The organism is Haloferax profundi (genome assembly GCF_001469865.1).
GTDB classification, from domain to species: domain Archaea; phylum Halobacteriota; class Halobacteria; order Halobacteriales; family Haloferacaceae; genus Haloferax; species Haloferax profundi.
In genome coordinates this window covers 1-1,327 of sequence record NZ_LOPV01000477.1, presented here as the reverse complement: position 1 = coordinate 1,327, position 1,327 = coordinate 1, and the positions used below count along the sequence as shown (strand labels likewise).

The window sequence follows — 1,327 nt, the reverse complement described above, 5'->3', positions numbered from 1 at the left end:
GCAGAAAGAATACCTCGCTGATGACCAATGGCAACGAGAGATATCTACGAAACTGGCTTCGACGAGGATGTATCGGCTAGCACGAACAACGTCTGCCCAGATTGCGGCGGCTTTGTGAGAACGAACACGCTCGAAACTCTTTGCGAGGAGTGTGGACTCGTCATCGACGAGTATCAAATCGACCACGGTCCAGAGTGGCGAATCACTGAGAGAGACGAGGAGAGCCAACGGAGAACGGGCGCTCCGTTGACACCGACCCGGCACGACCGTGGCCTCTCATCAGAAATCGGTTACAAGCGAGACGCTGGTGGACGAACACTCTCCGGGAAGAAACGGCAGCAGGTTGCTCGGATGCGTCGTGAACAGTCCCGTGGACGATTCCAGTCGAAAGCAGAGCGAAACCTTGCACTGGGATTGGGCGAAGTACGCCGGATTGCAGGCGCGCTCGGATTCTCCGATTCGATTCGTGACCAGGCGTGTCGACTCTTCCGCAGTGCCCAGAACGAAGATCTCCTTCGTGGCCGGTCAGTCGAGTCGATGGCAGCAGCAAGTATCTATGGAGTTTGTCGATGCAACGGGCTTCTGCGAACGCTCGAGGAGGTTGCTGGCTTAGCGCGTGTGGAGAACCAGCGGGTGGTAAACGCCTACAAGACGTTGAATACGGAACTTGGGCTGCCAACACAGCCTGTTCGCCCTCGTGATTTCGTCCCGCGACTCGCATCCGAACTTGCTGTCCCTGATCCGGTTCGACAGCAGGCGCTGGATTTGGCTGAGGCGTCGGAGGCATTGGGTGTCACGACGGGTCTCAAGCCGTCGGGGTTTGCAGGGGCGTGCCTGTATCGTGCGTCTCTGGGGGAAGCGTTCCGGCTCACACAAGTCGAAGTTGCGCAAGTGGCGGACGTCTCGGTTCCAACAATCAGGGCACATTCAAATTCGATTCAGGAAGTGCATCAACGACACCCGTGAACCAAATCGAGAATTGGATTGGCAACTTTGTCTCAGCGTTTTCCATACCGTGTCTACTCAACGGGCATGTCGCATCTGTTAGTTTTGTGTGCGCCGGCGATGGGTGCCGGCGCAATGGGTCGTGAGACAGTTAGAGAACGACTCAGAGCGCCAGCGAGGTACCAAAGAATGCATCAGATAATCTATGCGCTCGTAGGGGCATCGACAACAGACGAAGCACTCGCAGTGGGACGAAGCGTCTTCGACCGACTCGTGGGAGCTTCGCCCGAATATGGGGCTGTTTTCGACTACTATGTGACCTTCGACGACGATTCGACGAGCGTCGCTGGGAAAGCACGCTGGGGAGAACTACCCACCGCGG

At 57.0% G+C, this 1,327-nt stretch carries 1 protein-coding gene and 1 pseudogene; both read left to right on the top strand.

Features of this window, described 5'->3' with window-relative positions:
• The first annotated feature begins 27 nt into the window (after positions 1-27).
• The gene (locus AUR66_RS15615; protein ID WP_058573183.1) at positions 28-966 is read left to right on the top strand and encodes a transcription initiation factor IIB; all 939 of its coding nucleotides are present in this window, start codon (positions 28-30) and stop codon (positions 964-966) included.
• Between the two features lie 168 nt (positions 967-1,134).
• Positions 1,135-1,327: pseudogene (locus AUR66_RS15610) on the top strand (hypothetical protein); the annotation flags it as partial.